Here is a 24,641-nt window from a genome sequence, read left to right as displayed (position 1 = left end):
GGCTACGTGCTGGCCGTGCCAAAGTCCCACCAGATCAAGTCCCTCGCCGGGATCTGGCGCATCGACCAGCTCATCGCCGACGCGCCCGAGGACGTCTGGCAGCGTCTGTCCTGCGGGGACGGCGCCAAGGGCCCCCGTGTCTACGACTGGGCCGCGGCGAAGCTGCCGGGCATCGACATCTTCGACGGCGACCAGCCCACGCACCGCCGGTGGGTGCTGGCCCGCCGCAGCCTCGCCCGGCCCGACGAGATCGCTTACTACCTCGCCTACGCGCCCGACGGCACCACCGTCGAAGAGCTGGTGCGCATTGCCGGCGCCCGGTGGGCGATCGAGGAAGTGTTCCAGGCCGCGAAGAACGAGTGCGGCCTGGACGAGTATGAGGTCCGCCGGTATCCAGGCTGGTATCGGCACATCACGCTGGCCATGCTCGCCCACGCATTCCTGGCTGTCATCGCCGCGCTGGAAGGGAAAAAGGGGGGTGCGGAAACGGTTCCCGCGCCCTCGTCCCCCTCACCATGGCAGAGATCCGGCGACTCCTGGCAGCTCACCGGTCCCACCCCGCACACCACCGTGGGCTCGATCACACATTGAGCTGGTCCCGCTGGCGAAGACGGCACCAAGCCATCGCCCGCCGCTGCCACTACCACCGCCGCACCCGAAGTCACGAACCCGCTGAAGATAACGGCCCGTTACACCGCTACACTCAGAAATAGGCTCCTGACCAGCAGCGATAGCGAACTGCAACTGGAGTACTAGGCTTTCGACATGCTCGTCGCCGCCGCAGTCTGCCCCTCCCCGCCCCTGCTGGTCCCCGAGGTGGCCGCCGGCGCCGCCCCGGAGCTCGACCGGGCGCGGGCCGCCTGCTTCGACGCCGTCGCGGTGCTGGCCGCCGCCCGCCCCGACCGGCTGCTGCTGGTCGGCACCGCGCCCGAGGCGGAGAGCGGCGACTACCCCGCCGGCAGCGCCGGCTCGTTCCGCGGCTTCGGCGTCGCCCTCGACGTCCGGCTCGGCGGCGGCGAACCCGGCCCCCGCGAGCTGCCGCCCTCGCTCACCGTCGGCGCCTGGCTGCTGGAGCGCACCCACTGGCAGGCCGCGCCGCCCACCGCCCGCGCCCTGCCCGACACCCTCCCGCCGGGCGACTGCCTGGCCGCCGGCCGCGAACTGGCCGCCGGCGACGAACGGTTGGCGCTGCTGGTGCTGGGCGACGGCAGCGCCTGCCGGTCCGCCAAGGCGCCCGGCGCCTGGGACGAGCGCGCCGAGCCCTTCGACGCCGCCGTGGCCGGCGCCCTCGGCACGGCCGACGGCCCGGCGCTGGCCGCGCTCGACCCGGTCCTGGCCCGGCAGCTGCATGTCGCCGGCCGCGCCGGCTGGCAGCTGCTGGCCGGCGCCGCCGAGGGAGCCGACCTCGCCGGCCGACTGCTCTACGACGAAGCGCCCTACGGCGTCGGCTATCTGGCCGCCACCTGGTCCTGAACCCGCCGCCGGCCGCCGCCCGCTCGCGTTCTGCGAGACTTCCGGGGTGAACAGCACGCAGCCGACACCCAGGGTCATCGCCGTGGTCGGACCGACCGCCGCCGGCAAGTCGGACCTGGCCGTGGCCCTGGCCGGACGCCTCGGCGGCGAGGTGATCAACGCCGACTCGATGCAGCTCTACCGGGGCATGGACGTCGGCACCGCCAAGCTCACCCGCGCCGAACGCCGGGGGGTTCCGCACCATCTGCTCGACATCTGGGACGTCACGGTCACCGCCAGCGTCGCCGAGTACCAGCGCCTGGCCCGCGCCGCCATCGACCGGCTGCTCGCCGAGGGCAGGACCCCCGTCCTGGTCGGCGGCTCCGGGCTCTATGTCAGGGGCGCCCTGGACGCGTTGCGCTTCCCCGGGACCGACCCGGCGGTGCGCGCCGCGCTGGAGGCCGAGCTGGCCGAGCTGGGCAGCGGCGCGCTGCACCGCCGCCTGGCCGCCGCCGACCCGGGCGCCGCCGAGGCGATCCTGCCCAGCAACGGCCGGCGGATCGTGCGCGCCCTTGAGGTCGTCGAGATCACCGGGCGCCCGTTCACCGCCCAGCTCCCGGGCCCCGACGAGGAGCGTTCCGTCTACCCGGCGCTGCACCTCGGCGTGGCCGTCCCGCGCCCGGAGCTGGACGCCAGGATCGCCACCCGGGTGGACCGCATGTGGGCGGCGGGGCTGGTGGACGAGGTCCGCCGGCTGGAGAAGGCCGGGCTGCGCGAGGGGCGCACCGCGTCCCGCGCCCTGGGCTACCAGCAGGTGCTGGCATACCTGGCCGGCGACTGCGACGAGGAGACCGCCCGCGAGGAGACCGTCAGGGCCACCCGCCGCTTCGCCCGCCGCCAGGAGAGCTGGTTCCGACGGGAGTCCAGGGTCCACTGGTTGGACGCCGGAGCCGAGGCCCCGAGGGACCTCGACGAGCGCGCCTGGACGTTGGTCGAACGGGCGGTCACATCCTGATCGTGTGCCCGTTCCGAACGCCCGTAGGCCCCTGACCTCAGCGTTAGCCGGGGGCAGGGGCCTACGGGGTGGCCGGGGGCCGCCTGTGGGCCGTCAGCCGTCGAAGAGCACGGCGTCAACGGCGTTCCGAGTGCGGTCTTTGCTCGCCTTCATCAGGTGGGCGTACACCCGCAGCGTGAACGCGGGGTCGGAGTGCCCCAGGTAGTCACTGACGGCCCTGATGCTCTCTCCCGCGTCCAGGAGGACCGAGGCGTAGAAGTGCCTCAGGGCGTGCATCCCGTGCTCTCTGGCCCGCTCGTAGGGCTCCCGGGGCCCCGGCGTCGGGATGACCCCGGCGGCGGCCAGAGAGGGCTTCCAGGAGTGGTCGTTGAAGGTGTTCCGGTTCACCGCGCCGTCAACGGTGTTGGTGAAGATCAGTTCGTGCGTCACCTCGGGCCCGTCGGGGCGGCACCATGGCAGGGTCACCTTCACCGAGGGGTGCGCCTTCACGTGGGCGCGGAGCGCGGCCAGCACCGAGCTGGGCAACGGCACGTCGCGTTCCTTCCCGCGCTTCGGGGGCGCGAACACGGGCTTGCCGCGGATGAGCTTCACCTGGCGCACGACGTGCAGCATGCCGGCGTCGGTGTCGAGGGCGTCCTCGGTGAGCGCGAACACCTCACCCTGGCGAAGTCCACAGCCGGCGGCCACGTCCACCATGGCGCGGTACCTGGACGGCAGCGCGGCCCGCACGGCGAAGACGCGCTCACGCTCCCACGGGACGACACGCTTGGGCTTCGCGGCCGGGGCTCGCACCGACCGGGCGGCGCACGGGTTCCGCGCCAGGTAGCCGTCATCGACGGCGGCCGTCAGCACGGCCCTGACGTTGCCGTAGATGTGGACCGCGTAGCTCCCGGGGATGCCGGCGTCCTCCAACTCACGCGTCCAGGCGCGAATGTGGGCGGGCTGGAACGAACCGAGCGGACGCGAGCCGAGGTACGGGTACGCGTGAAGCCTGAGCTGGCGCTCGGCGGTGTCCCGCGTCCCGATGTCCGTCGTCTGGGCGGCCACCCACTGCTCGGCGTACTGCTGGAAGGTGGTGCGGGCGTTCTTCGGGTCGATGTACTGGCCGGCGGCCATGTCGGCGGCCGTCTGCGTGAGCCACTGCTCAGCCGCGCGCTTCTGCTTGTCGGGGAAGGACTTGGACTTCTCGGTGCCGTCCGGCCCGACGTACCGGGCGCGGTACCGGAGCCCGACGCCGTACCGGTCGGTCTTGACCTTGACGTGGTCGCCGTTGGGCAGCTTGGTGGTCTTGTACCAGCGGTCTTGGATGTGGCCGGGCATGGGTGTGCCGTCTCCTTGGCGTGCTAGGTGTTAGTGCGCAGGTGGGGGAGGGTTTGGGGCGCTAGGGGGGCCGCTAGACCTAGCGGTGGGGGGTGCTAGGTCTAGCGGCCGTGCGCGGTGGTCAGGGGGTGCACCCGGGGTGGGCGGTCTGACCGGGGTCGAGGAGGGTCATCAGTTCGCCGCACGCTGCGCACTGTCCGACCGTGGTGGTCACGTTCGGTGTGCGGTTCGGCGAAGGTGACAGTGAAGATGACGAAGGCGACAGCTCCCTGTGGGGTGTGTTCTTCGTCGTCTTGGTGTCACCTTGGGCGGGGGTGGTGACGTTCAGTGCCCACACCCACCCCTTGCCGAATCCGGACTTTTGGGATGTGACGCGTGCCTTGTTGCGGGCGCGCTGGATGGTGTGCTTGGCGAAGCCGTCCTTCTCGGCGGCTTTGATGATGTCTCCGGCGGGGGCTTCGCCGCCTCGTTCGGTGAGGTAGTCGGTGAGCCAGGTGGCGGCTTCGTTGCGTTCCTGGGCGCCTTCGGGGTCGGCGGTGGTGGAGAGGGTGTCTTCCACGGAGCGTTCGGCGATCCCGGTGAAGTCCAGGCGTCCGACGTTGGCGGTGCCGCCGGCGGCGGGGATGTCGCATCCCTCGATGCGGTAGGACAGCGACGGCAAGTCGAGTTTGCCGAGGCTGTTCTTGGTCTGGGTCATGACCTGTTCGCCGGTTTCGCGGTCGTGGGCGAACGCGAGGATCGCGCGGGCCAAGTCCTTGAACGCCCCGGACCCGGAGATGAGTTGGGAGGCGTCGGTGCCGGTGGTCTTGTTGAAGTGCGCGATGCCCAACGTGAGGGCGGTGGTGCGTTCGGCCATGCGGACCACCGGTTCCAGGGCGCGGCGTACGTCCTGGGTGCGGTGGGCGTCGGTGTTCTGCCCCAGGGTGGACATCAGCGGGTCGATGATCAGCGCGGCCACCTGGTGTTCGGCGATAGCCGCCTCCAGAGGGCCGGTATCCAGGGGCAGGGAAAGCATGGTCTCCCCTTGCAGCAAGTCGTCGACATCGACGCGGTAGACGCGCTCCAGGTCGGCGCCGGCGGCCATGAGGCGGGGCACGAGGGTGCGCGACCAGGAATCCTCCACGGCCGCGTAGAACACGGTGCGGGGCTGGTGCTCGAAGGTGCCAGGGAGCTGGCCGCGCGAGAGGCGAGCGGCCAGCCAGATCCCGAAGCTCGACTTGCCCGTACCCTCCCGGCCGGCGGCCAGGGTCAGCGCGCCGGCCGGGATACGCCCGATACCAGGCTCGGGCTCCCACGCCCAGATGACGGGCTCAGGAGCGATTGAGGCCGCCGGGGTGAGCTTGATCCGGCGGGCGGGGAAGTCCGCCCCGGGGCCTTCGGCCCACGGCTCGCGCGTCTCCTGGGACGGGATCGACTGGTCGGTCATCACGCCACCTCCCGATCGGGGATGCGGGCGGCGTGGTCGGTGTTGGCGTCGAGCCATTCGGCGACCGCGTTGGGGTGGTAGCGCAGATGCTTGCCGATGCGGGTGGCGCGGGGCCCGCTGCGGGTCTTGCGCCACTGGTAGATGGTTTCGACGCTGGGGAGCTTGAGGAGGGTGACCAGGTCTTCGGGGGTGAGGTAGGGGACCAGGGGCGGCACGGTCGCCGGGGCGGAACTTGGTTCCGGTACCTGGTTCCGCTTGGTTCCGGTACCTGGTTCCGGCTGGTTCCGCCGTGGTTCCGGCTTGCCGTGTCGGGGCGGGTTGTTCACGCCGCCTCCCGGTGTTCAGCGGTGTTCACGGGCGTGTTCACGGCCGGGCCGAGGGCAGTGTCGGCCAGCTCGCCAGTCGGCGTCAGCACGCCCACGGGCACAGTGTTGGCAGTCGGGGTGTCCACCTGGGCGCCGGGGCTGTTCACGGTGTCCAGGCGGCTGTTCACGCCCGGCGTGGGAGTGTTCACGGTCGTCCAGTTGGCCCGGGTGGGGGTGTCCGCCTGGGGCGGTGTGACGGGCGTGACGGGGGTCGTCACGCAGGTCAACGCGGTGTCCACCACGGACGGCGGGGTGTCCACCCCGCCGGGCCCGTGGGTGTCCACCTCGGTGGGCGGCGTGATGCCGGTACCGGTCGTGTCGGGGGTGTGGTGCGGGGGCGTGAACACGCTCGGGGCGGTCGTGAACACCGACCCGTCGCCGTGAACACCACCGGGCCGGCCGTGAACGTTGGCGGTGTCCACTCCGGCCGGAGTGGTGTCCACCAAGCCGAGGAGGAGCCAGACCACCGGCCACGGCAACACGTCGGCCTTGGCCAGGTTGCACGGACGGCACGCCAGCACCATGTTCCAGTTCGCGTTGGTCGCCAGCAGCGAGTGCGGCACGTAGTGATCCAGCGTCGAGCCGGCCAACTCAGGGTCCGGGAACGGCAGGCGGCAGTAGAAGCACCGCGCGCCATCCCGCCATGCCAACGTCCGCCGCTTGCTCCGCCGCCGGAGCGTGTTGAGGTTCGGCGCCACCATGTCAGCACCCGCCCCGCACCGGGCCCACGGACACGTCCAGGAGGGCGTTACCGGGGTTCGGGGGCGGGACGACGCCCACCGCGTAGTCCTCGGCAACGACCACCTCGCACACGTCCCCCATGCCGTACTGAGGGAAGGCGGCCAGCAACGGGCACATCCCGCCGGGGAAGTTGACGGCCGCGTTCCAGCACGCCCACCGCCGCCGCTTGTCGGGCATGGCGGCCCGCACCTCGGCCGACAGCTCACGCTCCGGACGCTCCCGCAGGTACCGCGCCTCGATCTGCCCACCGAACTCCACCACGCGCCCAGCGCCCAAGCGCGCGATCCCCTCGGACAGATACCCGGCCAACTCACGGGCCGGCGAGCTGGCCACGGCGTTGATCGGCAGGTCGGAGGCGTACAAGGCGGCAGCGATCTCCCCCCGCCCCAACCGCTCCGACCACGCCTGGTGGTACCAGAACAGCACGCACAGCCGGTAGGCGAAGCTCCAAGCCGCCGCCGCGCGCCGCACCTCACCCTCACCACCGACCGGCAACGCCGCGAACTCCGGCAACCTCGCGCTCAGGCCGTCCACACCCACCCGACGCACCGCGCGCACCAACATGCCGCACAGCTCCGGGTCGTCCCAGTTCTCCACCCGCCCCTGGGGCATCCCCTCGAACAGCGCCACCGCCACCAACTCACGCGGCAGCTCCACACCCTCGATCACCGGCACACGCGGGAACGCCTCCCCCGCACGCCGCCGCTCCACCAACACCGGGCCGTCCAGCTCGACGGCACCCGGGCCCGCCTGGAAGGTCGTGACGCTCATGCCTCGACCCCCCAAACCTCCGCCGTGCAACGGGAGGTGGACCGCTCGCCGACCGACACCACGGGGCCGGACGACCACAGCACCCGGCCGTGCTGACTGGCCGGCCGGGGCGCCACCACATAGCCGGCGGAACCCTGGTCACCACCCTCAGCGGCCTCAGCCGCCCGCTCCGTCTCCAACTCGGGCATCATGAGCACTACCCCTCCTAGAGGGCTCAGGGGCGCGGCGGCTGCTTGGCGGTAGGACGCCGCGTCCCAACTCGTTGCAACTGGCTTGAGCCAGTCACTTGCTTAAGCCAGTTGAGCACGCGGCCCGACGCGTCGTCAACCAACTGGCTTGAGCAAGTTCGGTAGCCTGGATGTATGGCCAATGACCCCAGCAGGACTCAGCGGCTCCCCAGCCGCCACATCGCTGACGAGCTACGGCGCGCCATCGCGGACGGAGAGCTGTCGCCCGGCGACAAGCTGCCCTCCGAGCGAGAGCTAGCCGAGAAGTACAAGACCGCCCGGAACACCGCACGCGAAGCGATCCGCCTTCTGGCTGAACAGGGTTTGGTTGTCACTCAACAAGGGCGCGGTGCCTTTGTGCGAGAAGCGCAACGACTCTTTCGCTTCGGAAGTGACCGCTACTCGAAGAAGAATCGGGAAAGCGGGCTTACGCCCTTCCGTCTGGAAGCGAAGAAGCAAGGGAAGGTCGCGCGAATCGAGGTCGTGGGAATCGACCGTGAGCGCCCCTCGCAGGAAATCGCAGAAAGGCTCGGTGTGAGCCCTGACGCTGATAGCGTGCTGCACAGGGAAAACCACTACTTTGCTGACGAAGAACCAGTTCAGATAGTGTCCACCTATCTGCGTTATGAGGAGGTGGAAGGGACGCTCCTCATGCAGGCGAAGACTGGAAAGGACGGTATCTATGGCCGTCTTGAAGAACTGGGCCACGTCATGACCGATGTTAGAGAGGAGGTCACAGCCAGGATGCCGGCGCCGGCGGAACAGTCCTTCCTTCGCCTGCCCCCGGGGGTGCCTGTACTGGACGTTCTCCATACGGGCCTGGATCAGGACGGTGTGCCGTTCGAGGTCTCTCGCTATGTCCATCGAGCAGACCTGGCGGGCCTGCTTTACGAGTTCTCGGTGGTGTAGAGAATGGCTCGCGAAAAAAGCTCAGATCAAGATGAGACGGTGATTCGTCGGCGCCTCGAATCAGATATTAGCGATGCTGGGGCGGTGCTTGTCGCCGTTTATACGGCTGACGGGTATCCCGTCGAAGGTGTGGCGGACCCTGAGGGCTGGTTGACGCCGGTAGGAGAAATCGCGTCGTGGGTAGCTGAGGACTCCAGGGGAATTCAGGGTCACGCGATGGTTGTCGAGAAATCCGCTGAAGAAGCTACGGCGGAACTCGTTCGCCTTTTCGTCCATCCGGATTCCCGGGGACGTGCCATCGGTGAAGGGCTCGTGCGGGCCGCCATGGCGCACGCGCAGGCGAATGGTCGCCGACTTGTCCTTGACGTAATGGCCAAGGATCGCGCTGCCATACGTCTCTACGAACGACTTGGGTGGACCTGTTACGCCCGGACCAAGCATCCGTACGGGGATGGCTTGGAGACCGAAGCCCTCTGCTATGCCTCACCGACCGACTGAGCCTGCCGAACGCCAGCCCGCACCTTGCCGTGAGGGATAGTCAGGTGCGGCCTTCGGCCGCGCGTTCCTCGGGCGCCTCAGGGGCGGCTCGGGGTGAGGGCTGGCCGGCGGGTGCGGTCGATCGCGGGGTTCGGGATGCTCTTCAGGCGGGGCGGGCTGGGTGTGTGAGTGCGGCTGGTCGCCCACCTCGGGACGGCCTTCCAAGGGGGCGGGGTGGCCTCTTCAGCGCAGGTCCATCCGCTTTGCGGAAGTTAGTGACTCATCGCGGCTCAACGCGCCTCAGCGCAGGTCAGAGGTAGCGCCCGTGAGTCGCACCGTGCTGCTCATCGCGACTCACGACCAACTCAGGCTGGGCTTGAGTCGCGATGAGTCGCGTCTTAGCGCAATGTAGACCCAACCGAGGCTCTTGAGGAGGGGGCGACGCCCGTCCCCGCGCCCCGCCTGCCCCCTCCTCAAGAGCCTGGTCAGCCCGGCTAGCGGAAACCAATCTGCGGACCGCCAAGGCAAGTTCGAGTATTCCTGGGTCACAGCCCCCGCGGTGGCGGCAGGATGCGGGCATGCCTAAGCCGAAGAGCTTCACTGCCTGGTTGAAGACCCATGCGGGTCAGTCCAACGCTATCGGGGACCTTGCCAAGGACGTTGCTGCCGATCCCGACTGGCCCTCTCGCAAGGGTCTTGCCGGCCAGCGTGACTACCTCGAAGAACGTGGCGCCATCCCGGCCGCCATCGAAACTCTCGAACGCGCCTGGAGTCAGTACGAGGGGTACCGGACGGTGACCGACAGCAGCCCACAATGAAGGACTGTCCCCCGGGGCTTCCCTGCGGCGTGGCCCTTTTGCCGGCGTGGCTTTGTAGGTCAGGAGGCATGACCGGGTCCGTGACCGGGGTGTAGGGGGAGGGAGGCGGCTGTCCGTTCCCAGGTACAGAAATCCGGGGGGTTCAGGGAGTGGGAGGCGCCTGCCTCCCTACCTCCCTGGTGTGGCGTTTTCGCAGGTCAACCCGAGGGAGGCGAGCCAGGGAGGGGGTTAGGGAGTTCTCCCTGCCTCCCTGTCTGGTCGGGTCGGTGGGAAGAGACCAGCCCGCCCCCCTTGGAAGGCCGTCCCGAGGTGGGCGACCAGCCGCACTCACACACCCAGCCCGCCCCGCCTGAAGAGCATCCCGAACCCCGCGATCGACCGCACCCGCCGGCCAGCCCTCACCCCGAACCGCCCCGAGGCGCCCGAGGAACGCGCGGCCGAAGGCCGCACCTGATACTCCTCTGTGAGGGTTGCGTTCAGCGGGGCGGTCACTCGCTGCTACTGGTTAGTGGTTAGTGGTGGGCCACCACTAACCAGTAACTCATGCCGTCTCCCCGGGGGAGGGGGCTCTCAGCAGGCAATCCACCACTAGCCACTAGCCACTAGTCAGTAGTCAGTAGTCAGTAGCCACTAACCACTAGCCAGTAGCTCAGCGTTACGGTGCGGTGGTGGCAGACCTGGTAGCTGCGGGGCCCGTGTGCCCCCGGTACGCGTACCTGCGTTGCGACGGGGTTGAGTACGTCGGCGGGTACGAGCTGGCAGTGCGGGCGGATCGTTCGGCGGATTGCGTGACGAATTCCGTGACGCCCGAGGGGTGGGTTCGGCGACCCTGTCGGTCGCATCGGGCGCTTCGCGTGTTCCATCGGGTACTCGCCGCTGCGCATCGGGGACTCGGTCGTCAGCATCGGGCACACGGCCGCGAGGTTCGAGAACCGCGCCCGCGGCTTCGGCCGCTCCCCGTTCGCCTTCGACTACTCGGCCACGGGCTTCGGCCGCTCGTTCGGCGCCCACGCACCGCTACTGGGTAGTGGGTAGTGGGGCGCACCCCAGTAGCCGGACGGGGCCCAGGGGAGCGGTTGAACGCCCCTGAGCTGGGACCCCCCACTACCCACTACCCAGTAGGCCCCCCACTACCCAGTAACACGCTGCGACGACGGCTGTCCGATCGGCTGCCGGTGGCGACCCTTCACTGAGCGGTCGCCCAGCGGGGCGCTGTGACACTCCGCGCTCATCATCACCGGCCCTTCCGGGCTCATCCCGGGGCCCAGACGCGCGCGTCACGCGCGCATAAGGCATCACCCCTCATCACGTCAAGTAGTTCCGGTATCGAAGCGCGGAGAACCTTGTCCAGCTCGCTGGCCTGTCACCTGTAACCCTGCCTGTCACCTGTCACCCTCCCCCGGGAGGGGCCTGTCACAGCGTGCTGAACCCTGCCCTGACCTGGGGGTTACAGGCGACAGACAGGTGACAGGTGACAGGCAGGGTTACAGGCCGTGGGGACCCCGGCGGTCAGCACTGTCGCCTGTAGCGTCACCTGTTGTCCGAAGGGGGCAGACTGTCGCCTCGCGCCTGAAACCCTCCTCTGGCCTGGGAGACAACAGGCAACAGACAACAGGCAACAGGAGTCACACAACAGGCGGGACAACAGGCGGGACAACAGGCGGGACAACAGGCGGGACAACAGGTCGTGCGTGCCCGCGTGGTCGGCACTGTCGCCTGTCGTGTCGCTTGTCGCGTGAAGGGGGTCAGGCTGTCGCCTCGCGCCTGAAACCCCCCTCTGACCTGGGAGGCGACAAGCGACAAGACAAGACAAGCGACAGGCGACACGACAAGCCACACGACAACCTGGCCGGCAGCAGAAACCGGGGCCAGAGGAAGCGTTGGGAGTCACGAAGGGTAGCGACCGGGACGCCCGGTCTCGCTCCCTGGGGAAGCCGCCCAAGGGGTGTCAGAACCGAGGTGTCAGAATGCTGTCAGCCTCGCGCCCAGGACCGCGTTTATATAGGTGGCGGGCGGTGTCAGAACCTCTGACGCCGTTCTGACACCCCGATCTGCTGTCAGCGGGTGTCAGAAAGGTGTCAGCGCAGGTCAGCAGGGGTGTCAGAACGGTGTTAGCGCTCCGGATCAGCCTTCTCCGGCCCCCCGGAGCGCCACATAGAGGTGTCAGAACGGTGTCAGTGCAGGTCAGGGGCGGTGTCAGAGGTGTCAGGCCGCTCGACGTCAGCCCAGAAGCCCCGAAGCCGACCCGAACGTTCGCCACAACCCTCAGTGACAACACCCCCCGATAGCCGATAGCGCACCGCCCCACCCGGACGTCCCTACCGAGGCCACGAAGCGGCCCCACCCACACCTGGCCGCTAACCGCTAACGACCAGCTCGACACCCACCACACCCGCTAGCGCCCCCGCTAACACCCCGAACGGCCGCTAACGGTCGGCGGGCTTGTCTGGGCCGTCCCCGGGCCGTCCGAGGGCAACCAGCGATCACCAACGACACCCAACAACACCCACTCGAACCGTTGAGCGCGCTGGCTTCCGGGTGCCTTCGCCAAGCCCCGTCGAACGGGCGGTCACATCCTGATCACGTGATGGCATCGGGACGCTCCAAGGGGGCGGGAGGGCGCTGGGAGCGTGCCATCATCGAGCCGATGCTACGACCGTGGAGCCGTTGAGTTGGGAGGGCGCGTGGCGATGGAGGCCAGCCCTCGCGAGACCAGCGAAACAGGTGAGCGGCCCGCTGATCCGGTGCCGTCCGTGCCACGGCCGAGCGACGATCTCGACCGGGTGCTGGGCGAGGCGGCGCTTCCGCACACGCCCCTGCCGCACGATCCGCTGCCGCACGACGAGGACCCCATCGACCCGGCGGACGACGACGCCGACCGTGTCGAGTCCTACGCCGAGTTGCGGCCCCCGCGCCGGCTCCGGCTGGCGCTCTTCGCCCCGATCGTGCTGCTGAGCCTCCTCGGCTCCCTGATGTTCGCCTTCCCGCTCGCCTTCGCCTTCGACGACGCGGGCGCCGTGGTCGCGATGCTGGGCCTGCTGATCGGATCCTCCGCCGCCGGCTGGGGCATGATGGCCGCCCGGCGGGTGGGCTACACCTGGCCGGGGGTGCCGCCGCGCGGCTCCGGCCGCAAGCCGGACTGGCGCCTGCTGCTGCTCTACGCGCTGGCCCTGGCCGGAGCCCTGACACTGGCCGTCTGGCGGGTCGCCGGACTGCGCTGACCCGACGTTACGATCGTCGGGTGGGTACCGCACCAGAGTCCGTACCGTTCCTCAAGGGACACGGCACGGAGAACGACTTCGTGATCATCCCCGCCCCCGACGGCCGGCTGACGCTGGGCCCCGAGGACGTCGCGCGGCTCTGCGACCGCCGCGCCGGCATCGGCGGCGACGGCCTGCTGCGGGTGGTCCGCTCGGCGGCCGAGCCGGCGGCCGGCGCCCTGGCCGACGAGGCCGAGTGGTTCATGGACTACCGCAACGCGGACGGCAGCGTCGCCGAGATGTGCGGCAACGGGCTGCGGGTCTTCGCCCACTATCTGCGCCACGCCGGCCTCACCGAGGACGAGCGGCTGCCGGTGGCCACCAGGGCGGGCCTCCGCTGGGCCGTGCTGGGCGAGCGCGACGAGCGCGCGGGGCGGGGCGGCGCGAGCCAGGTCACGGTCACCATGGGCCGGGCCCGGCTGCCGGCGGGGCCCGAGGCGTCCGTCACCGTCACCGTGCCGGGACACACCTGGCCCGCGCACCATGTCGACATGGGCAACCCGCACGCGGTCGCCTTCGTCACCGACCTCGCCGACGCGGGGACGCTGACTGAGGCGCCCACCGTCGCGCCCGGCTCGGCCTATCCGCACGGCACCAACGTCGAGTTCGTGGTCGACCGGGGCGAGCGGCACGTCGCCCTGCGCGTGCACGAGCGCGGCTCGGGCGAGACCCGTTCCTGCGGCACCGGCGCCTGCGCCGTGATGGTGGCGACGGCCCGCCGCGACGGCCACGACCCGGCCGCCGAGGGACGGCCGGTCGACTACACGGTCGACGTGCCCGGCGGCCGGCTGCTGATCAGCGAGGCCCCGGACGGCACGATCACCATGACGGGCCCCGCCGTGATCGTCGCCGAGGGCACCCTGGCGCCCGGTCTGCTGCCGACCGCCAGCCGGGCCGAGGCGGGCTGAGAGCAGTGGGGGAACGTCCGGAAGGCACCGGCTGAGGGGCCGTCACTCTCGGCCGGGCAGCAACGGGTTTCAGCCAGCTTCGCGGGAACATACATCACCCGAATGGGTGATCCCAGGCGATCGGGACGGCAGGTGGTCTCCGGAACATGGTGGGCTCGGTAGCATCAAGCACCGGCGCCGCTGCGGGACCACGGGTCACATGGGACACAGGCCGTCAGCCGCGGTCCGGTCCAGGAGACCGCGGAGGTGCCCCCAACGATGACGGCAGAGGCCACCACTCCGAGCGGCACGGCCCCCGTTCGCCGGGGCCACCGAGGGATGCGGCTGCGTCTGCTCGGCCGGGCCGCCGTCTACGGCGCCGTCCGTGACCGACTCCCCGACGCCATCGAACACCTCGTCAAGGCCCACCGCCGGCATCACCCGGGCGCGGAGGTGGCACTGCTGCACCGCGCCTACCAGCTCGCCGAGCGGGCGCACCGCGGCCAGACCCGCAAGAGCGGCGAGCCGTACATCACCCACCCGCTGGCCGTCACCCTGATCCTCGCCGAACTCGGCGCCGAGACCACCACGTTGACGGCCTCCCTGCTGCACGACACCGTCGAGGACACCGAGGTGACGCTGGACCAGGTGCGGGCCGACTTCGGCGACGAGGTGGCCCATCTGGTGGACGGCGTCACCAAGTTGGAGAAGGTCGAGTACGGCCCGGCGGCCGAGCCCGAGACCTTCCGCAAGATGCTGGTGGCCACCGGGAGCGATGTCCGGGTGATGTCCATCAAGCTGGCCGACCGGCTGCACAACATGCGCACCCTCGGCGTGATGCGCCCCGAGAAACAGGCCAGGATCGCGCGCGTCACCCGCGATGTGCTGATCCCGCTCGCCGAACGGCTGGGCGTGCAGAGCGTCAAGACGGAGCTGGAGGATCTCGTCTTCGCGATCCTGCACCCGGACGAGCACCACCACGCCCACCAGCTGGTGCTGGCGCACGGCCGCCATCCCGATCCGCTCGCCGAGGTCGCCGCCGGGGTGCGTGGGGTGCTGCGGGAGGCCGGGATCGCCGCCGAGGTGCAGATCCGGCCCCGCCATCTGCTCTCCGTCCACCGGGCCCGGCTCAAACGCGGGGAGCTGGGCGCCTGGGACTTCGGCCGGCTGCTGATCCTGGTCGCCGAGAAGGCCGACTGCTACGCCGTGTTGGGCGAGCTTCACACCTGTTTCACGCCGGTGGTCTCCGAGTTCAAGGACTTCGTCGCCGCCCCCAAGTTCAACCTCTACCAGTCGCTGCACACCGCCGTCGCCGTCCCCTCGGGCGAGGTCGCCGAGATGCTGGTGCGCACCCACGCCATGCACCGGGTCGCCGAGCACGGGGTGATCGCGCTCGGCGATCCCCATCGCGCCGGTGAGGGCGAGGCGGCCGGCGAGGACGCCGAACGCGCCGACCCCACCCGCCCCGGCTGGCTCTCCCGCCTCCTGCAGTGGCAGGAGCAGGCCACCGACCCCGACACGTTCTGGACCGAGCTGCGCGACGAGCTGGCCCAGGACCGGGAGATCACGGTCTTCGCCGGCGGCGCGGTGGACGGCCCGCTCCAGCTCCCCGTCGGCGCCACCTGCGTGGACGCGGCCTACGCCCGCCATGGCGAGGCCGCGCACTCCTGTATGGGCGCCCGGGTCAACGGGCGGCTCGCCAGCCTGCGCACCGTGCTCGGCGACGGCGACACCGTGCAGCTGCTGCTCGCCGGCGACGGCGCGTTCGGCCCCTCGCCCGAGTGGCTGGAGTACGCGACCACGCCGGTGGCCCGGGTGGCGATCCGCTCCTGGCTGGAGAACCGGCACGAGCCGGCCGACACCGACCCGGGCGACGAGATGACCCGCCCGGCGCCCGAGCCGGTCGCCTCCGCCGAGGCGCCGCCGACCGGCCGGGGCCGCGCCGGGGAGACGGCCGCGCTCGTCCCCGGCGCCCCGGAGGCCCAGGTGCGGCTGGCCGGCTGCTGTACCCCGGTGCCGCCGGACTCGGCTTCCGGATTCGCGGTGCGCGGCGGCGCCGTCACGGTGCACCGCGAGGACTGTCCGGCGGCGGTCTCGATGGTCGCCGCGGGGCGGCGGGCGCTTCCCGTGCGTTGGCGCTCCTCCTCGGTCGGCTGCCGGGTCACGCTGCACGCGGAGGCGCTGGGCCGACCCGAGCTGCTGGCCGAGCTGACGGAGGCGTTGGCCCAGCACGGCGCCGCCGTTCTGCATGCCGAAGTGGAACCGCCCAGGCAGCAGCGGGTGAGACACACCTACACCCTGCGGCTGCCCGACGCCTCCGGGCTGCCCCAGCTGATGCGCGCCATGCGCCGGGTGCCCGGGGTCTACGACGTCTCGCGTGCCGCCCGCCTCCAGTCCTGACCGTGGGCCCGGGGGTGCGGCCTCCGGCGAGGCACGTTGAATTGCGGGTGACGGCCGGGGGGTGCCGTGCCACTATGGCAGGGGGCTTCCGGCGCGCCCTTTCGGGCCCGGTCGGGAATCTTCCCACCGGCTCGGGCGTTGTCGCCACAGCCGTGTTCCTCAGTCCGCGCAGCTTTGCGGCTGCCCGGCTGATCCAGTCGACCTAAGGATCGCATTGACCTTTTCTTCCCTTCCTCAGGACAGCCAGCGCCAGACGACGGCGAGCCGCCGGGCCGACGCCCTGATGGATGAGGACGTTGCCTGGAACGACCTGTCGGACGAGCGCGACGGCGACCAGTTCGATCGCGAGGAGCGTGCCGCGCTCCGCCGCGTCGCCGGCCTCTCCACCGAGCTTGAGGACGTCACCGAAGTCGAGTACCGCCAGCTCCGTCTGGAGCGGGTGGTCCTGGTCGGCGTGTGGACGTCGGGCAGTGCCCAGGACGCCGAGAACTCCCTGGCCGAGCTGGCCGCCCTCGCCGAGACCGCCGGCGCGCTGGTGCTCGACGGCGTGATCCAGCGCCGTGACCGTCCCGATCCGGCCACTTACATCGGCTCGGGCAAGGCCCAGGAGCTGCGCGATCTGGTCGTCGAGACGGCGGCCGACACCGTTGTCTGCGACGGTGAGTTGAGCCCGGGTCAGCTGATCCACCTGGAGGATGTCGTCAAGGTCAAGGTGGTCGACCGCACCGCCCTGATCCTGGACATCTTCGCCCAGCACGCCAAGTCCCGTGAGGGCAAGGCCCAGGTGGCCCTGGCGCAGATGCAGTACATGCTGCCCCGGCTGCGCGGCTGGGGCCAGTCGCTCTCCCGGCAGATGGGCGGCGGCGGTTCGAGCGGCGGCGGTGGCATGGCCACCCGTGGCCCCGGTGAGACCAAGATCGAGACGGACCGGCGGCGCATTCGCGAGAAGATGGCGAAGATGCGCCGGGAGATCGCCCAGATGAAGGTCGGGCGGGACGTCCAGCGCCAGGAGCGGCAGCGCCGTGAGGTGCCGTCCGTCGCCATCGCGGGCTACACCAACGCCGGCAAGTCCTCGTTGCTCAACCAGCTCACCGGCGCCGGCGTGCTGGTGGAGAACGCGCTCTTCGCCACGCTGGACCCCACGGTCCGCAGGGCCGAGACGCCGGGCGGCCGGGCCTACACCCTGGCCGACACGGTGGGCTTCGTACGCCATCTGCCGCACCACCTGGTGGAGGCGTTCCGCTCCACGATGGAGGAGGTCGGCGACGCCGATCTGATCCTGCACGTGGTGGACGGCTCGCATCCGGTGCCGGAGGAGCAGCTGGCCGCCGTCCGCGAGGTGATCAACGACGTGGGCGCCCGCGAGGTGCCGGAGATCGTCGTGATCAACAAGGCGGATGTGGCCGACGAGCTGACCCTGCAGCGGCTGCTGCGCAACGAGCGCCGCGCCGTGGCCATCTCGGCCCACACCGGTCTCGGGCTCGACGAGCTGCTGGAGCGGATCGAGGCCGAGCTGCCCAGGCCGTCCGTGGAGCTTGAGGTGCTGGTGCCGTACACCCAGGGCGGGTTGGTGTCCCGGGTGCACACCGAGGGTGAGGTCCTCTCCGAGGAGCACACCGGCGACGGCACCCTGCTCAAGGCCAGGGTCCACCGCGAGTTGGCGGCCCTCCTGGAGCCCTACGCGCCGGCCACCCGGTCCTGACCGGGGCCGCATACCGAGCGGGCCGAGCGGGCCGTCTCCCCGGAGCGGGGAGCCGGCCCGCCGGTGTGTGCGGGGCCACCGGCCCCTCCCTGGGGTTGTCCCGAACGAGCGCGTAGGCTGGTCGTATCCACATGGGACGAGGTGGAAGGTCGCTCCCAGGCGCCTCCGCACTCGGCCGGTGTGGGGTTCGGGGAAGTGAGCGAGCGGTTGGCGCGCCTCCTCGCGGGCCGGCGCGAGCCGCCCGCGGGCGCGGTGCGTCGTCGAGCCGAGAGAGCGCCCTTGACCTGCGAGGAAGCGGGCAGGGAGCCAGATCCTGGAGCGTCTCCATGTTGCGTACCATGTTCAAGTCCAAGATCCACCGCGCCACGGTGACCGAGGCCGATCTGCACTATGTCGGCTCGGTGACCATCGACGCCGAGCTGATGGAGGCGGCGGATCTGCTGCCAGGCGAGCTGGTGCACATCGTGGACATCGACAACGGCAGCCGGCTGGAAACGTATGTGATCGAGGGCGAGCGCGGCTCGGGTGTCATCGGGATCAACGGGGCGGCGGCCCATCTGGTCAAGCCCGGCGATCTGGTGATCCTGATCAGCTACGCCCAGGTCGACGACGCCGAGGCCAGGCAGCTCAGGCCGACCGTGGTCCATGTCGACGGGCGGAACCGCGTGGTCGCGCTCGGCGCTGACCCCTCCGAGCCGGTGCCCGGCGGTTCCACCCGCCGCAGCCCGCTCTCCACCGCCCGCGTCTGACGCGCGGCGGTTCCCTGGTACGGACGACCCGAGGGCCCGGCATCCGCCGTTGCGGATGTCGGGCCCTCGGACGTCTGCCGTGCTGCCGAGCTGCCTAGCTGTTCTGCGAACTCACATGATCGAAGACGCCCCGCGCCTCGGTGTCCAGTCGGGGGCCGGCGAGCCAGGTGCTCTCCAGCGGGCCGATGGAGTTGATCGAGATCAGCTCCGCCTGGCCGTTGTCGCCCTGACGCAGCCACGGGCCGCCGGACGATCCACCGGTCATGGTGCAGCCGGCCCAGTACATGACGGGCATGGACGCGTCGATGGAGAGCCGGCCCGGGGTGTCCGTGCAGCGGTACATCAGCACACCGTCGTACGGATCGGCGGCCGGGAAGCCGTAGAGCGAGACGGTGCCGAGCCCTGAGACCGCGGGGGCGTCGAAGTTGATGTCGACGGCCGAACCGACGGTCTCCTCCAGGGAGAGCCCGCTGCCGTCCTCCGGCTCGACGGACATGATCGCGAAGTCGCCGTGCGCGCCCTCGCCACCCGTGGTGGTGCCGTTGTCGATCCAGTACTGCGTGGTCGACACGTAGTTGGCCCAGTAGATGCCGTACGGGAAGACGGAGTCGCCGTTCGCCGGGTCCTCGGCCTGCTCCGGGGGGAGCCCCTCGTTGTTGTAGGCCGGGACGAAGCTCAGGTTGCGGTACCAGCCGCCGCCCGTGCCCGCGTGCACACAGTGGCCGGCCGTGGCCACCAGGTTCGACTTGCCCGGCGCGTTGGGGTCGGTCACCACGGTGCCGGAGCAGACCATCGGCCCCTCGGGGCTGTCGAAGAACACCTTGCCGATGGGCGCGCCGTTGTCGGTGTAGGGGGTCGGGACCGCGTCGGCCTCGACGGGCGTCGGCTCCAGGTCGGTGACCCCCCGGTCGTCCAACGGGTCGTCGGAGTCGGGCGCGTTGGCGTCCTCGTCGATGGAACCGTCATCGATCGACTGGTCGGGATCCTGCGCGTCGCCCATCCGGTCGGCGTCCCACAGCCCCTCGATGATGGGGTTGACGAACTCGCCGATCTCGCGGAGCCAGGTCTCCTCGTCCCAGTTCTCCCAGCCACCTTCCAGCCACGCGTCGAGATCGAAGTCGAACGGCAGGTTGTCGAGCAGGTCCTGCAGCTCGCGGTTCTCGCCGGCCGTGGCCTCCTCGGTGGGCTGCGCGTTGTCGTCCGAGTCGCCGTCGTTGCACGCGCTCGCGGTCAGGGCCAGACACACGGCCATTCCCGTCGTGGCGAGTGCGATGCGACGACGTGAACTCCGTCGGCGTATCGATGACATGGGTCCCATCCCCCTGAAACTGGTGTTCTTCGCTTGGCTAGGCATGTCGCCTGGCTGGCAGGCGCCCCCAACTATGCCGGTGACCATCTGGACGGCGGCAGCCGGGTCCCCGGTTCCCGGACGACTTCAGGACAGGCGATCGGCAGCCGTTCGCAAAGAATCTTGTAACTGCCCGTGATCCCAGGGCCCGACGGTCGTTACTACGAATGGTGGCAAGCCGCCACGCCCGGCCACCGCCCTGACGGGGCCCGAAATCCGCATGAATCTCCATGAGCCAGCACGAAGGAGGAGGCGCGCACGCTCGGTGGACACCGACCGGCCGCGCCGCACCCGGATGAACGCACGCCCCCGTCCCGACCGAGCCCAGGAGCACGAGGGGCCGACGCCGTCGGGCGCCAGGGCCGGGGTCGCCGACCCCACGGTGCCGCGTCAGTCCCGGCACGACGGGGCCACGTCCCCGCCGGGCCAGGGCCGGGTGAGTGGGCGCACGGAGTACGCCGAGCCGTTGGAGCAGCCCGATCCCGAGGCGGCGGCCGACGCGGCGGCCAGCGAGGGCCTGCTGCGCTGCTGGGTCCGGGAGACGGGCGTGCTCAAGCCGGCCGGCCGGATGCTCAACCTCCCGCTGCCGGCCTCGGGCAGCGCGCTGCGCGTTCCGGTGCGGCACTGGTCCGCCACCGGGATGCACCGGTTCGGCGCGGTCGAGTTGACGACGGCCGCCCGTGGCGCGCCCCCGTTGGACGCGGTCACCCTGGCGGCCCTGCTGGGGCGGGAGGCCGCGCACGCCTCCTCCGGCGGGCGGCGCGACGGCGAGACCGCGGTGCTGGCCGGGCGGGTCGCCGACTCGCTGCGCCGCACCGCGCTGTTCCTCGCCCACCGCCGCGCCGATCCCGGCCCGGCCGCGCACGGTCACGCCTTTCTCGACGCGGAGCAGTCCGTGTTGTTCGGGCATCCGCTGCATCCCAACCCCAAGAGCCTTGAGGGCCTTGCCGGCCGTGAGGCGGCGCGGTGCTCGCCTGAGCTGCGCGGCTCCTTCCCGCTGCGCTGGATGGCCGTCGACCGCGCGATCCTGGCCACCGACTCCGCCTGGCGGGAGGACGGTTCGCCGGTGACCGCCGAGGAGTTGGTGGGCCGGCTGGCCGAGCCGCCGCCCCGGTTGCCCAAGGGCACGGTCCCGCTTCCGCTGCATCCCTGGCAGGCGGCGGATCTCGTCCATCGGCCGGCCGTGGCGGAGCTGCTGGCCGCCGGTCTCCTCCACGATCTCGGCGAGCACGGCCCGCCCTGGTATCCCACCTCCTCGGTGCGCACGGTGCACCGTCCGGGCTCCGGTCTCATGTTGAAGCTCTCGCTCGGCCTGTGGATCACCAACTCCCGGCGGGAGAACCTCCGCAAGGAGCTGCACCGGGGTGTCGAGGTGCACCGGCTGCTGGAGGCCGGGCTCGGCGCGCGCTGGCGGTCCGTCTTCGCCTCGGGCGCCGGCTTCGACATCGTCCGCGATCCGGCGTGGCTCGCGGTGGACGATCTCTCGGGTCGGCCGGTGCCCGGCCTTGACACCCTGCTGCGGCAGAGCCCCTTCGGCCCCGGGGACGACGTGCTCTGCCTGGCCGCCCTCACCGCGCTGCGGCCCTGGCCCGGGCGGGGACAGGGGGCGCTCTCCTCCCGTATCGCGGAGATCCTGAGCGTTCTCGCCGACCGCACGGCGCGGCCCCGGCCGGCGCTCGCCGCCGAGTGGCTGGCGCGCTATCTGCGTGCGGTGATCCGGCCGATCCTCTGGTTGGACGCCCACGCCGGAGTCGCCCTGGAGGCTCACCAACAGAACACGCTGGTGCTGCTCGACGAGGACGGCTGGCCGGCGGGCGGTCGGTATCGCGACAACCAGGGCTACTACTTCCGCATGTCCCACCGTGACGCCCTGGAACGGCAGTTGCCCGGGATCGGTCAGCGTTCGGACACCTTTGTCGCCGACGCGGTCACCGACGAGCGATTCGCCTACTACCTGGGGATCAACAACGTCTTCGGTCTGATCGGGGCGTTGGGCGCCCAGGGGCTCGCCGACGAGGGCGCGCTGCTGGCGGTCTTCCGAGCCTTCCTCGTGGAGGAGGCCGCCAGGGCCACGGGCCCGATCTCCCCGCTGGTCGGCCATCTGCTGGAGGCGGAGACGCTGCGCTGCAAGGCCAACCTTCTGACCCGGCTGCACGGCCTGGACGAGCTGGCCGGTCCGGTGGACGGGCAGTCCGTCTATGTCACCGTCGCCAACCCGCTGGCCAGGGCCTGAGCGGACAGTCGAGAGCGTCGGCCCGGCCGGCAGGGGCCGGTTCGGGCGTTGAAGGAGGCAACAGTGACGGCAGGCGCGGCGCCCGCGCGGGGCGCTTCCCGGCATGGCGGCGTCGACCCGGTGGGCGACATCTCAGCCTGGGGCCCGGTGGACACGCCCGCCGGCCGGTTCCGGCTGGCCCCGGTCCGGCCGGAGCGGGATCTGGGGCTGATCGCCGGCTGGATGAACGATCCGGCGGTGGACGCCTTCTGGGGCCTGGCCGGCCCGGTCGAACGCACCGAGGAGCAGCTGCGCCGGCAGCTGGCGGGGGACGGGCGCAGCGTCCCCTGCCTGGGCCTGTTGGGCGATCGGCCGATGAGCTACTGGGAGGTCTACCGGGCCGATCTCGATCCGCTGGCCGCGCACTATCCCGCAGCCCCCCACGACATGGGCGTCCATCTGCTGATCGGGGAGGCGGGGGACCGGGGGCGTGGCGTCGGCGCCGCCCTGCTGCGTGCCGTCGCCGAGCTGATCCTGGCCCGGGTGCCCCGGTGCGCGCGGGTGGTCGCCGAGCCCGACACGCGCAACGGCGCCTCCATCGCCGCCTTCCGGGCCGCCGGCTTCGAGAAGACGGCAGAGCTCGAACTCCCCGACAAACGCGCGGCCCTGCTCGTCCGCTGCCGCTGATCCACACCGGCCACCACCGGCCGGTGCATCCCCTGTCGGCCCCGTGGTCGACCGACTCAGCCAAGGAGCAAGCGTTGTCCATATCTCCCACGGACCCCGAGTTCAACGACGGACAGGAGCGGTGGCAGCGGATCGCCCGAGAGCTCTTCGCCAAGCTGCTCGCGGAGTTCGCCTATGAGGGGATCATCACCCCGTATGCCGAGCACGGGCAGCGCGGCGCCTATGCCCTGCCGGTCAGCGAGGAGTTGACGTACCGGTTCCGGGCCCGCAGGGGTGCCTACGGACACTGGCGAATCGATCCGGCGTCGATCACCCCCGCCGCGGACCCGCTGGCCTTTGTCGCGGCGGCGCACGACACCGTGCTGAGCCTGTCGGGCGACACCACCGGGCATCTGATCCGCGAGCTGACCGCGACGCTCAGCGCCGACGCCGTGCTGGCCGACGATCCGCTGCCGGTCGAGGCGCTGGTGGATCTCGACCACGCCAGCCTCGAAGGCCGCCAGACGGGCCACCCCTGGCTGGTCGCCAACAAGGGGCGGCTGGGCTTCTCCGCGGCGGATGCCGCCCGTTGGGCCCCCGAGTCGCGCACCCCGAGGCCGCTGCCCTGGCTGGCGGTGCACCGTTCGCTGGCCAGCTATCGAGCGGTGCCGGCCCTGCGCCACGAGGACCAGCTCTACGCCGAGGAGCTGTCCGACCGGACCCGGGCGGAGTTCGCCGCGACGCTGGGGGAGCGTGGCCTCGACCCGGCCGCGTATCTGTGGCTGCCGGTCCACCCCTGGCAGTGGGACGAGACGATAGCCCCGCTCTACGCGCCGCAGATCGCCGCCGGCAAGATCGTCCCGCTGCCGAGCGACGGGGATCTGCGCCTGCCCCAGCAGTCCATCCGCACCTTCCTCAACGTGAGCCGACCGCACGCGCGCAGCGTCAAACTGCCGCTGTCGATCCTCAACACCCTGGTCTGGCGCGGTCTGCCGACCGAGCGCACCCTTGCCGCCCCGGCCGTGACGGGCTGGATGCACGGGCTGCGCGACGCGGACCCGTTCCTGGCGGAGGAGACCCGGGTGGTGCTCCTGGGCGAGACGGCCTCCGTCACGGTGGAACATCCGCTCTTCGATCAACTGGGCACCATTCCCTATCAGTACCGGGAGTTGCTGGGCTGTATCTGGCGGGAGCCGATCGAGTCCTATCTCGAACCCCGGGAGCGGGCGCGCACCTTGGCCTCCCTGCTCAGCACCGACCGGGACGGCCGCTCGTTCACCGCCGAGCTGGTGCGACGCTCGGGTCTGGCCCCGGAGGAGTGGCTGCGGCGGCTCTTCGCGGCGCTGCTCCCGCCGCTACTGCACTTCCTCTACCGCTATGGGACGGTCTTCTCGCCGCATGGCGAGAACGCGCTGGTGGTCTTCGACGAGCGCGACATCCCGGTGCGGCTGGCCGTCAAGGACTTCGTCGACGATGTCAACGTCAGCGCCGAGCCGCTGCCGGAGTTCGACACGATGCCGGTCCAGGTGCGTGAGGTGCTGCTCACCGAACCACCGGCCTTCCTCACCCAGTTCATCCACTCCGGGCTGTTCGTGGGCGTCTTCCGCTATCTGGCGCCGATCTGCGAGGAGCGGCTGGGGGTTCCCGAAGTCGATTTCTGGTCACTCGTCCGGGCGGAGATCCTCGCCTACCAGCAGCGTTTCCCCGAGCTGAAGCAGCGCTTCGAGACGTTCGACCTGCTCACGCCGAGGATCAAGCGGCTCTGTCTGAACCGCAATCGGCTCCAGCTCGACGGCTATCGCGACCGTTCGGTCCGGCCGCACGCCGCCGTTCTCGGCACGGTCGCCAACCCGCTCAACCCTGGCTGATGGGACACCGGTGGCGGGCGCGTTGTCA

At 70.8% G+C, this 24,641-nt stretch carries 20 protein-coding genes and 1 pseudogene; 14 read left to right on the top strand and 7 right to left on the bottom strand.

Features of this window, described 5'->3' with window-relative positions; all coding sequences use genetic code 11:
* From AOM46_RS22350 to miaA, 3 genes and pseudogenes are all read left to right on the top strand, one after another.
* Positions 1-591: pseudogene (locus tag AOM46_RS22350) on the top strand (IS701 family transposase); the annotation flags it as partial.
* Positions 592-765: 174 nt separating this feature from the next.
* Positions 766-1,473, top strand: a complete 708-nt coding sequence (locus tag AOM46_RS22345) for a class III extradiol dioxygenase subunit B-like domain-containing protein (RefSeq protein ID WP_062214353.1) — start codon at positions 766-768, stop codon at positions 1,471-1,473.
* 46 nt (positions 1,474-1,519) lie between these two features.
* A complete protein-coding gene (miaA, locus tag AOM46_RS22340; protein WP_062214352.1) occupies positions 1,520-2,467 on the top strand; it encodes a tRNA (adenosine(37)-N6)-dimethylallyltransferase MiaA in 948 nt (315 codons plus the stop codon).
* A gap of 93 nt (positions 2,468-2,560) precedes the next feature.
* On the opposite strand, the gene AOM46_RS22335 is transcribed toward miaA, so the two are convergent.
* The 6 genes from AOM46_RS22335 to AOM46_RS22310 all read right to left on the bottom strand — a co-directional run bounded on the left by AOM46_RS22335 (position 2,561) and on the right by AOM46_RS22310 (position 7,287).
* Entirely contained in the window at positions 2,561-3,787 is a 1,227-nt protein-coding gene (locus tag AOM46_RS22335) for a site-specific integrase (protein WP_062214351.1), read from the bottom strand.
* Between the two features lie 121 nt (positions 3,788-3,908).
* Positions 3,909-5,213 (bottom strand): AAA family ATPase, encoded by a 1,305-nt coding sequence (locus tag AOM46_RS22330; RefSeq protein ID WP_062214350.1) that lies wholly within the window; start codon positions 5,211-5,213, stop codon positions 3,909-3,911.
* Positions 5,213-5,428, bottom strand: a complete 216-nt coding sequence (locus tag AOM46_RS22325) for a helix-turn-helix domain-containing protein (RefSeq protein WP_062214349.1) — start codon at positions 5,426-5,428, stop codon at positions 5,213-5,215. Before AOM46_RS22325 ends, AOM46_RS22330 begins: the two co-directional genes overlap by 1 nt.
* A 107-nt stretch (positions 5,429-5,535) precedes the next feature.
* On the bottom strand, positions 5,536-6,279 hold the full coding sequence (locus AOM46_RS31415; protein ID WP_067226448.1) for an HNH endonuclease: 744 nt from the start codon (positions 6,277-6,279) through the stop codon (positions 5,536-5,538).
* Position 6,280: 1 nt separating this feature from the next.
* Positions 6,281-7,090, bottom strand: coding sequence for a hypothetical protein (locus AOM46_RS22315; RefSeq protein WP_062214348.1), 810 nt, complete (start codon positions 7,088-7,090; stop codon positions 6,281-6,283).
* Positions 7,087-7,287, bottom strand: a complete 201-nt coding sequence (locus AOM46_RS22310; protein ID WP_062214347.1) for a hypothetical protein — start codon at positions 7,285-7,287, stop codon at positions 7,087-7,089. Before AOM46_RS22310 ends, AOM46_RS22315 begins: the two co-directional genes overlap by 4 nt.
* A 165-nt stretch (positions 7,288-7,452) precedes the next feature.
* On the opposite strand from AOM46_RS22310, the gene AOM46_RS32390 reads away from it, so the two are divergent.
* The 8 genes from AOM46_RS32390 to panD all read left to right on the top strand — a co-directional run bounded on the left by AOM46_RS32390 (position 7,453) and on the right by panD (position 18,519).
* Complete coding sequence (locus AOM46_RS32390; protein ID WP_078857070.1) at positions 7,453-8,226, top strand: GntR family transcriptional regulator; 774 nt, start codon at positions 7,453-7,455, stop codon at positions 8,224-8,226.
* 3 nt (positions 8,227-8,229) lie between these two features.
* A complete protein-coding gene (locus AOM46_RS36145) occupies positions 8,230-8,724 on the top strand; it encodes a GNAT family N-acetyltransferase (RefSeq protein WP_078857069.1) in 495 nt (164 codons plus the stop codon).
* A 557-nt stretch (positions 8,725-9,281) separates the two neighbouring features.
* Positions 9,282-9,521: a YozE family protein gene (locus tag AOM46_RS22300; RefSeq protein ID WP_062214345.1), complete on the top strand. Its 240-nt coding sequence runs from the start codon at positions 9,282-9,284 to the stop codon at positions 9,519-9,521.
* A 2,690-nt stretch (positions 9,522-12,211) separates the two neighbouring features.
* Positions 12,212-12,742 carry a hypothetical protein gene (locus AOM46_RS22295; RefSeq protein ID WP_234313904.1) on the top strand — a complete coding sequence of 177 codons (531 nt, stop codon included), beginning with the start codon at positions 12,212-12,214 and terminating at the stop codon, positions 12,740-12,742.
* A 20-nt stretch (positions 12,743-12,762) separates the two neighbouring features.
* Entirely contained in the window at positions 12,763-13,689 is a 927-nt protein-coding gene (gene dapF / locus AOM46_RS22290; protein ID WP_062214343.1) for a diaminopimelate epimerase, read from the top strand.
* 258 nt (positions 13,690-13,947) lie between these two features.
* Entirely contained in the window at positions 13,948-16,068 is a 2,121-nt protein-coding gene (locus AOM46_RS22285) for a bifunctional (p)ppGpp synthetase/guanosine-3',5'-bis(diphosphate) 3'-pyrophosphohydrolase (protein ID WP_062214342.1), read from the top strand.
* Positions 16,069-16,282: 214 nt separating this feature from the next.
* A complete protein-coding gene (hflX, locus tag AOM46_RS22280; protein WP_062214341.1) occupies positions 16,283-17,770 on the top strand; it encodes a GTPase HflX in 1,488 nt (495 codons plus the stop codon).
* A 326-nt stretch (positions 17,771-18,096) separates the two neighbouring features.
* Positions 18,097-18,519 carry an aspartate 1-decarboxylase gene (gene panD, locus AOM46_RS22275; RefSeq protein WP_062214340.1) on the top strand — a complete coding sequence of 141 codons (423 nt, stop codon included), beginning with the start codon at positions 18,097-18,099 and terminating at the stop codon, positions 18,517-18,519.
* A gap of 94 nt (positions 18,520-18,613) precedes the next feature.
* Here the strand turns inward: panD and AOM46_RS22270 are convergent, their stop codons facing one another.
* Positions 18,614-19,828 (bottom strand): serine protease, encoded by a 1,215-nt coding sequence (locus AOM46_RS22270; protein ID WP_062214339.1) that lies wholly within the window; start codon positions 19,826-19,828, stop codon positions 18,614-18,616.
* A 334-nt stretch (positions 19,829-20,162) separates the two neighbouring features.
* On the opposite strand from AOM46_RS22270, the gene AOM46_RS22265 reads away from it, so the two are divergent.
* From AOM46_RS22265 to AOM46_RS22255, 3 genes are all read left to right on the top strand, one after another.
* A complete protein-coding gene (locus AOM46_RS22265) occupies positions 20,163-22,100 on the top strand; it encodes an IucA/IucC family siderophore biosynthesis protein (protein ID WP_062214421.1) in 1,938 nt (645 codons plus the stop codon).
* 63 nt (positions 22,101-22,163) lie between these two features.
* A complete protein-coding gene (locus tag AOM46_RS34770) occupies positions 22,164-22,766 on the top strand; it encodes a GNAT family N-acetyltransferase (protein WP_062214338.1) in 603 nt (200 codons plus the stop codon).
* Between the two features lie 74 nt (positions 22,767-22,840).
* Positions 22,841-24,613: an IucA/IucC family siderophore biosynthesis protein gene (locus tag AOM46_RS22255; RefSeq protein WP_199824038.1), complete on the top strand. Its 1,773-nt coding sequence runs from the start codon at positions 22,841-22,843 to the stop codon at positions 24,611-24,613.
* Positions 24,614-24,641: the final 28 nt, after the last annotated feature.

Origin of the sequence: Streptomyces sp. NBRC 109706, assembly GCF_000974485.1 — a bacterium.
Classification (GTDB): domain Bacteria; phylum Actinomycetota; class Actinomycetes; order Streptomycetales; family Streptomycetaceae; genus Streptomyces.
The sequence above is the reverse complement of the archived record's forward strand: the minus strand, read 5'-3'. Positions and strand labels throughout refer to the sequence as shown.

Coding starts and splice junctions, on each gene's coding strand:
- AOM46_RS22345 (WP_062214353.1), top strand. CDS start 766: ATGCTCGTCGCCGCCGCAGTCTGCCCCTCCCCGCCCCTGCTGGTCCCC.
- AOM46_RS22335 (WP_062214351.1), bottom strand. CDS start 3,787: ATGCCCGGCCACATCCAAGACCGCTGGTACAAGACCACCAAGCTGCCC.
- AOM46_RS22330 (WP_062214350.1), bottom strand. CDS start 5,213: ATGACCGACCAGTCGATCCCGTCCCAGGAGACGCGCGAGCCGTGGGCC.
- AOM46_RS31415 (WP_067226448.1), bottom strand. CDS start 6,279: ATGGTGGCGCCGAACCTCAACACGCTCCGGCGGCGGAGCAAGCGGCGG.
- AOM46_RS22315 (WP_062214348.1), bottom strand. CDS start 7,090: ATGAGCGTCACGACCTTCCAGGCGGGCCCGGGTGCCGTCGAGCTGGAC.
- AOM46_RS32390 (WP_078857070.1), top strand. CDS start 7,453: ATGGCCAATGACCCCAGCAGGACTCAGCGGCTCCCCAGCCGCCACATC.
- AOM46_RS36145 (WP_078857069.1), top strand. CDS start 8,230: ATGGCTCGCGAAAAAAGCTCAGATCAAGATGAGACGGTGATTCGTCGG.
- AOM46_RS22300 (WP_062214345.1), top strand. CDS start 9,282: ATGCCTAAGCCGAAGAGCTTCACTGCCTGGTTGAAGACCCATGCGGGT.
- AOM46_RS22295 (WP_234313904.1), top strand. CDS start 12,212: ATGGAGGCCAGCCCTCGCGAGACCAGCGAAACAGGTGAGCGGCCCGCT.
- AOM46_RS22285 (WP_062214342.1), top strand. CDS start 13,948: ATGACGGCAGAGGCCACCACTCCGAGCGGCACGGCCCCCGTTCGCCGG.
- panD (WP_062214340.1), top strand. CDS start 18,097: ATGTTGCGTACCATGTTCAAGTCCAAGATCCACCGCGCCACGGTGACC.
- AOM46_RS22270 (WP_062214339.1), bottom strand. CDS start 19,828: ATGTCATCGATACGCCGACGGAGTTCACGTCGTCGCATCGCACTCGCC.
- AOM46_RS22265 (WP_062214421.1), top strand. CDS start 20,163: ATGAACGCACGCCCCCGTCCCGACCGAGCCCAGGAGCACGAGGGGCCG.